This window comes from Sulfuricurvum sp. MLSB (assembly GCF_000747095.1).
GTDB lineage: Bacteria > Campylobacterota > Campylobacteria > Campylobacterales > Sulfurimonadaceae > Sulfuricurvum.
Map to the genome: position 1 here is coordinate 1 of NZ_JQGL01000044.1, position 7,434 is coordinate 7,434.

General features: G+C 50.6%; 8 protein-coding genes. 3 read left to right on the forward strand and 5 right to left on the reverse strand.

Features of this window, described 5'->3' with window-relative positions:
* On the forward strand, positions 1–1,245 hold a 1,245-nt coding region (locus tag JU82_RS04770), incomplete at its 5' end, for a YcaO-like family protein (protein ID WP_037947213.1).
* On the opposite strand, the gene JU82_RS11765 is transcribed toward JU82_RS04770, so the two are convergent.
* The 4 genes from JU82_RS11765 to JU82_RS04790 all read right to left on the reverse strand — a co-directional run bounded on the left by JU82_RS11765 (position 1,232) and on the right by JU82_RS04790 (position 4,184).
* Positions 1,232–2,296 (reverse strand): hypothetical protein, encoded by a 1,065-nt coding sequence (locus tag JU82_RS11765; protein ID WP_294892144.1) that lies wholly within the window; start codon positions 2,294–2,296, stop codon positions 1,232–1,234. The genes JU82_RS04770 and JU82_RS11765 overlap by 14 nt on opposite strands.
* A gap of 138 nt (positions 2,297–2,434) precedes the next feature.
* Positions 2,435–2,911, reverse strand: a complete 477-nt coding sequence (locus tag JU82_RS04780; RefSeq protein WP_037947216.1) for a rhodanese-like domain-containing protein — start codon at positions 2,909–2,911, stop codon at positions 2,435–2,437.
* 112 nt (positions 2,912–3,023) lie between these two features.
* The gene (locus JU82_RS04785) at positions 3,024–3,371 is read right to left on the reverse strand and encodes a TraR/DksA C4-type zinc finger protein (protein WP_037947229.1); all 348 of its coding nucleotides are present in this window, start codon (positions 3,369–3,371) and stop codon (positions 3,024–3,026) included.
* 57 nt (positions 3,372–3,428) lie between these two features.
* The gene (locus JU82_RS04790) at positions 3,429–4,184 is read right to left on the reverse strand and encodes a TerB family tellurite resistance protein (protein WP_037947219.1); all 756 of its coding nucleotides are present in this window, start codon (positions 4,182–4,184) and stop codon (positions 3,429–3,431) included.
* Positions 4,185–4,356: 172 nt separating this feature from the next.
* On the opposite strand from JU82_RS04790, the gene JU82_RS11770 reads away from it, so the two are divergent.
* On the forward strand, positions 4,357–5,157 hold the full coding sequence (locus JU82_RS11770; RefSeq protein WP_294892148.1) for a DUF3365 domain-containing protein: 801 nt from the start codon (positions 4,357–4,359) through the stop codon (positions 5,155–5,157).
* Positions 5,039–5,968: a sensor domain-containing diguanylate cyclase gene (locus tag JU82_RS11775; RefSeq protein WP_294892150.1), complete on the forward strand. Its 930-nt coding sequence runs from the start codon at positions 5,039–5,041 to the stop codon at positions 5,966–5,968. The genes JU82_RS11770 and JU82_RS11775 overlap by 119 nt, the downstream gene beginning before the upstream one ends.
* 18 nt (positions 5,969–5,986) lie before the next feature.
* Here JU82_RS11775 and JU82_RS04805 read toward each other — a convergent pair whose 3' ends face one another.
* Positions 5,987–7,246 carry an NAD(P)/FAD-dependent oxidoreductase gene (locus tag JU82_RS04805; protein WP_037947222.1) on the reverse strand — a complete coding sequence of 420 codons (1,260 nt, stop codon included), beginning with the start codon at positions 7,244–7,246 and terminating at the stop codon, positions 5,987–5,989.
* Positions 7,247–7,434: the final 188 nt, after the last annotated feature.

The window sequence follows — 7,434 nt, forward strand, 5'->3', positions numbered from 1 at the left end:
TGGATCGATTTCAACAGCGATTACGCGGACAAAATCGTTGCCTTGCCGTTTGTCAAACAATCAACCCGAGAAAAGGTGTATATCCCGATGAACATCTTGAGCAATCTCTACGTCAGTAACGGTCTTGCCACCGGCAACACTCCCCTCGAAGCACAGGTGCAGGGGCTGAGCGAAATCTGCGAACGGCACGCCAAAATAGAGATCATCAAAAACGGATACGCCCTTCCGGCCTATCCCGATGAGGTGATCGAGCAGTTTGATAAACTGAGTGCCGATGTGAGCGCTTTACGCTCTTTTGGCTACATTGTCGAAGTGCTTGACGCTTCGTTGGGCGGCAAGTATCCCGTCACGGCGATTTCGCTCATCAATCCCGCCAATTCGACGCTGTTCGTTTCGTTCGGCGCCCATCCCATTTTGCAGGTGTCATTGGAGCGGACGATGACGGAGCTGATGCAGGGACGCAATCTCGAAGAACTGGACGCATTTGAAGTGCCGACGTTTGACATGAGTCTCGTTGCGGACAGCTTTAATCTCGAATCGCATTTTATCGATTCCAACGGCAAGCTTGGTTTCCCTTTTCTGAGTGCGAAAAAAAGTTTCGAGTATGCTCCGTGGAGCTATGCGGGTGAGGGAAGCGCGGACGAATACACCTACCTTGAACGAATCATCCGCGCGCAGGGGAAGGAAGTATACCTGCGCGAATACGATTATCTCGGGTTTTATTCGTGCCAGATGATCGTTCCGGGATTTTCGGAGGTCTATCCGATCGAGGACATGGTCTACAACAACAAAAACAGCGGAAAACGGATCCGCGAGATGGTGCTGCATTTTGACGAATTCGATCCCGAAGAGATACTGGACAGCATCGAATCGCTCGAAGATACTCTCAATGTCGAAAAAAACATCGGAGTGATTTTCGTATCCAATTTCACGATGGCCGAATTCAAAGCCCAGATACACCTGCTTGCGGGAAATTTCGAGGAGGCTCTGACGCTGCTGGAGTTTGGGGTCAACAAAACGGGACACATCGTCGCCGAATTGATCCGTATGCGCGAGCAGGAACTGGCATGGGAAGAGTACGAAGAGGCATTATGCAACGTATTCGGCCGTGAAAGGGTTTCCAATGCGGTACAAATATTGGAAGGGAAAGCATTTCTGATCGATGTGACGCTTCATCCGCATTACCATAATATGCTGATGATGTATGACCGCCTCGAAGAGAAAAAAGCGTTTATCGTGCGCTAGGAAAGAGGTTTACTCTTTCCCCTCTGCGGGTTTGAACGATTTGACGGTGATACGGCGCGGCGGACGTTTCGGTTCTGCGGGAGTTTCTGAGGATTTTTTGGAGTCGTAGGGTTTTTTGTCTCCCGAATGACTTCTTATCGCCATAGGACTTTTTGTCTTCGGCTTTGCCGTCGGTTTTCTTGTCTGTGAAAGATTTTTTGTCGCCATAGGGCTTTTTATCTCCGAAAGCTTTTTTATCCCCATACGGTTTTTTATCTCCAAAGGACTTCTTGTCGGCGTAAGGCTTCTTCTCCCCCTCTGCACTTTTTGTCTTGTCCCCGAAAAATTTCGGTTTATTGGCGTAGGGGGTTCTTTGCGCTTTTTCGGCGTCGCTGCGCGGCGTTCCGTCAATATAGTGGTTGCGTTCGCGTGTTTTTCCCTCAAAAATCGGTTTGCCGTTTTCGTCTTTTCCTATAAAGCGCGGTTTGGAGTCTTTGTTCGAAGGGCGTTTATCGTCTCGGAACCCTCTGTCGTCGCGTTTGGCTTTTGAGCGGTCGGTATCCAAGCGGGGCTTGAAATCGCGTTTCGGACGCTCATCGCGTCTTGCGTTCTCTTCATCGCGTGCGGCACGTCTGGCTTTGGCTTCTTCTTTGCTTTTTTTCTCCGCGGCGATTCCGAAATCAGGTTCGAATCCCGTAATGACCTCCTGAATGATCGTACGGCCCAGAAGCGTTTCGATGCCGTAAAGCCGTTTTTGCTCTTCCGCATCCATTAAGACCAGCGCGTAATCGCGGCTTTTGGCGATACGCGCCATATAGACAAGGGCTTTTTCGGGAAGATCGTAGCTGATAAGGACGTCGCACGCCAGATCGCCTGCCTGCGCGAGCGTTTCGTCATTGACCAAGGCAATGTTTTTGCCTTCGGGCACAATGATCTGTTCGGCAGCGCCGGCCGTGACGATCAGGATTTTTTTGTCGTCGTATTGTGCCGCGAGACGGGAAAGAAGTTCGTTTTTACGGGATGCGTTACAGGGATGGATACGGTGATTTTGACGTTTGATGGTTAATGACATGGAAAGTCCTTGAAATATTGACCTCGTGGCGAGGAAGGATAAGCGGCCAATGCGGGAGACTCAAGCGCAGACCGAACGCGCAAATGATAATCGCATTATAGCGTGAATTACCTCTCGCCACCCTGATTGCGCTGAACGCTAATCGAGGGGATAGCCTTTTTCTTTCCATTCGTTAAAGCCGTTTAGAAACCAGTAGACGTTTTTGTAGCCGAGTTTTCGAACGGCCAGTGCCGCTTCGTACGAATTGGCACATGATTCGCCGTAGCAATAAAACACTAGCGGCTGCTCTTTTTCTTTTGGGAGTTCAATGACCATGTATTCGGCTTTGGACAGCTCAAAGTGGACGGGTCTGGCCCCTTTGACGCGTGATTTTTGAAAATGCCGCTTTTCGCGCGCATCGTAAAAATAGGCTTTTTGCTCGTGCAGGGCTTTGGCTTTTTTCAAATCGATGACCATTACCCCTTTGGCGATGGCATCGTTCACTTGCGGAGGCACGATGCAGATATCGTATTTGGTTTCAAGCAAATAACTTTTTTCACCGTCGTATTCAACACCGCTGAGAGGCTGAAATGAAGCGGCGATCAAGGCGCACGACCACAAACATTTGCGTAACATGATGAACTCCTATATTGGAATGAAATCATCATAGATCAAACAATATTAATAGGATCACTCTATAGAAAATAATTATATTAATATAAGTTTTTATTTAGAAAATCGGGAAAACCTACAGGCCGAGTTTTTCCGCATCACTGACACAGTAACGGGTATGGGGTTTCGCGCGCAGCCGATCAAGCGGAATAACGTCACCTGTCTCTTCGCAGATACCGTAGCCGCCGTTCTCGATTTTCGAGAGGGCATGAAGCACTTCGGAGAGTTCGTGCTGCTGTTGGGCAAGCAGGGCGTTGTGATGCATGTTTTCGCTTTCCAGCGAGGCAAGATCTTCCAAGTCGCTGACCCCGCTTTCCGTCGCAACCGATTCCAGTTCGTCTCTCAACCTTGCTATGTTGGCTTCGAGCGATGATTTCATTTCTAGCAGCTGTGTTTTGAATGTGTCCAGATCACCTGTTTTCATAAGTGCCTCCGCTTTTTTCAATCATAGTCTTAATTATTTGAAAGATTGATTAACGATTTACGATCGGTTTTTTTTGATCATCTCGTAGGCGGCATTGATGTCCTGGACTTTTGCGGTCGCTTCTTTGAGGTATTCGTCGGACGCTCCCTGGGCTTTGATGATATCGGGGTGGTATTCGCGCACTTTGGAACGATACGCTTTCTTGAGTGCATCGTCGGTTGCATCCGGCGCGATTCCCAGCAGCGCATACGCCTGATCGATCGAACTTTCTTTGACGCTTTGGCGGTGGAGCGAGCCGAACTGTTCGAGCATGATACCAAGCTCATCGGCACTCAGATGCATGAATGCGGCGATTTTATGCAGCATCGCCTCTTCGGTGTGGCTCATTGTTCCGTCGATGTAGGCGAGGTTGACCATAAACTCCATCATCCGTCGTCGTTTGTAGGGGTCGTTTTGCAAGACGCGGTAGAGCGATGAGGCGACTTCGTCGAGATTGTAAGGGATCAGTTTTTCGCGGTCAAAAATCTCCTTGAGCATCCTTTTGGTCTTATCCGGATCGGGAAAAAGAGAACTGATGTCGGTGAACATGTTGCCGATCAGTTCGGCTTCGAGTTCGTCGACCCGCCCGTCAGCTTTGGCCACTTTTGCGGTGAGGGCAACGAACAGCCCCAGCTCGCTTTTGGCCAAATGTTCGGGATTGAGAACAAACCCTTCGAACTGTTTTTTCGAATAAGCGTGCTGATTGCGCGAATACCCTTTGTAAATCCAGTAAAACACAACGATGACCAAGGTGAGAAGAAAAATCTGAGTCATGATACTCCTTGAAATGATGGCGACAGTGTAGCGTTTGGCGGTTAATCAACGGCTTATCCGCGTCCGCAGTTGTCCCGCCGGATACGACTAACAAAGCCGCAATGGTGTATAATTTCATCCCGAATTATAATTGTTTTTTAATTTACGGGCTATCTTTCAAAAAGAGTTTCGAATGCCTTTACCCCTAAACAGCCGCCTGATCGGATTCACCGTCATCTTATGTGCATCAGCGGCTTTGATAACCATTTTGGAAATTAAAAACGCGAGAGGGGACATCGAACAGGCCAAAGAACATATTCTGAAAGAAGCAGCCGTCCACTATAACAATATTACCGTCACGCGCGCATGGGCAGCCCATTTTGGAGGGGTTTTTGTCCGTTCTAACGGCAAACTTCAACCCAATCCCTATCTCAAAGAAATGATCGATGAAGCCGCAGTTCAGACACAAACCGGCGAAAAGCTGATCAAAATCAACCCGGCATGGATGACGCGCCAGCTTTCCGAGATGACGCAGAGCGAGGATTTCAGCTACCGGATAACGAGCGATCATCCGATCAACCCGATTAACCGTTCAGGCGATTTTGAATACGAAGCGTTTGCGTATCTGCGAGAGCATCCCGGCGAGAAAATCTATTACCGTTTCGACGAGACGGAAAAAAAGCTTCGCTATTTGGGTGGACTCTACATCGAAGAATCCTGTCTTCGTTGCCATGACCGTACCCGGTACGAGATCGGAGATTTACGTTTCTTTGACACAGAAAAGCTATCTGATGATCACCCTGATATGGGCGGTTCATATCCTGCTGTGGAGTTTTTTCTGGATGCAGGAACGCCAAAGAAGCCGGATGAAAAAACTGAACCAGACACTGGAAGAGAAAGTAAAGACCAGAACGCAGGAACTGAGCCTGAAAAACGGCTATCTGAAAACGATCTTCAATATGGAACAAAACCTTATTTTTACGGTAGACCGTGAATGGAAGCTGATCGATTACAACCGTGCATGCGCCGAATTTTTCGGTGTCGAAAAAATCAGTACTCTGTGTCAGGAACACGCCTGCTTGTGTAACTATTTCGAACCCTATGAATGTGAAGACACCGAAGCATCGCGGCTCAAAGGGGGCGAGTTGATCAGCTATATGCTCCGGCATCAGCAGAAACGTCTTAACGTACTGCTCAATTGGGAGGGGAAACACTACATCTTCGAGCTTCTCGTTCGGCCGATAGAGCATTCCTCGCAGGAACATATCCTGGTGGTTATGAGCGACATCACCAAACGGCAGAAAAAAATTGAAAGCCTCGAGGAGGCGACCCTGACCGACCCTTTGACGGGAGCCGGAAACCGGATGAAATTCAATCTTCATTTTGATCAGTATTTCAAAACCTCCGAACGGTATAAGAAAGAGTTTTCGCTGATCCTGCTCGACATCGATTTTTTCAAGAAAATCAATGACACCTACGGACACGATACTGGTGACAAGGTGCTGGTCTCCCTTGCGAACATTATTCGCGGCCGCATACGCGCATCCGACGTTTTTTGCCGATGGGGGGGCGAAGAGTTCGTGATCCTGATGCCGATGACGACGCTGGACGCAGCCATTAAACTCTCCGAACAGATGAGAGATGCGATTTCGACCGCATATTTTGAGGAAGTGGAACATCTGACGTGCAGCTTCGGTGTTGCCAGCTACCGCCAGAGTGATTCGAAAGAGCAGTTATTCAAACGTCTGGATGAAGCCCTCTATCGCGCTAAAAAATCGGGAAGAAACTGCGTCGTATCCGTGTAGCGCAATGGCCTCGGCGTATCAGGCCGGTGATTTCCCCAGTTGTCCGGCCAGATAGCCGCTGGAAAACGACCATTGGAGATTGTATCCGCCGCAGGGGCCGTCAAGGTTCATCACTTCGCCGCAAAAATAGAGTCCCCTGAGGAGTTTGCTTTCCATACTCTCGGGGCGGATCTCTTTGAGCGATATGCCGCCGCGGGTAATCATCGCCATTTTGAATCCGTCATGCCCGACAACGGTGAGCGGCGTCCATGCCAGAATCTTGACGAGACGGTCACGCACGATCCCTTCGAGTTTATTGAACCCCGTATCCGGATCAGCATCGGCGAGAGTGCAGAGTTCGCGGCAGAGCGATTCGGGAAGCAGCGTCATCATATGCGTCAGCACGGACTGCTCGGGATGTTTGTGTATCTCGTTTTTGATGTGCGTTCTGATCTGCTCCTCGTTCAGCCCTTTGGTCATGTTGATGAGAAGGGGGACTTCGCCGTATTTGGCGAGCAGGGGGTTCACCTCCCGGGCGAAATCGAGGACGACGGGGCCGCGTATGCCGTTGGCCGTAAAAATCAGGTCCCCTTTGGCCCGGAGGTTCTTGGCTTTCGCCAGATCGACGCGCAACTCGGCTTTGGGGATCGTATCGGCACGGCACGCGGCGACCCACGTCTCTTTGGTGCGCAAGGGCATCATGGCGGGGAAGAGTTCAGTTACTTTGTGGCCGGCGGCAGAAGCGATAGTGAATCCGTCCCCCTCGGCCCCCAGCTGCGGATACCCAAGCCCGCCTGTAGCGATGATGACATTGGGAGCGCTGTAAGTTTGCTTTTCCGTGCTGACCCCTGTGACACGCGCTCCGTCATGTTCGAGGCGCTCGACACGCGTCGAGGTGATGAGGGTGACTCCCAGACGGGCCATCTCTTCTTCGAGCGCGGTGATGATGCTCACGGCGCTGTGCGATACGGGGAATACGCGGTAGCCATCAGGTGCGTGGCTCTCGACGCCGATACCGGCAAAAAAAGCGATCAGCGCTTTGTGATCCAACGCTTCGAGGGCGGGGGTCATAAATCGTCCGTCGCGCCCGAAACGGGCCATGAAATCCTCATTCGAGAGGGTATTGGTCAGATTGCACCGTCCGCCGCCTGTAGCTTTGAGTTTTGCGCCGATTTTGGAGAGTTTTTCGAGGAGGAGGACTTTGTTGCCCTGCCGTGCGGCGGTGATGGCGGCCATCATTCCTGCCGCTCCGGCACCGACGACGATCAGCTCATAAGAAGATTCAGGGGTATTTTGCATACGCAATTATAGCTTGCGCGGATGAATACCGCTACGGACGCATCCGCAGCGGAAGGGTTTTATGCGGCTGTCGCACGAAGTTGCGCCATAGCCGAGGAAATGATGCGGATGGCAGAGCGCAGCAAGAGTACAACAAGAGCCAGCGCGACCGCAATGTCAGGCCAGCCCGAACCGGTGAGCCAGACTGC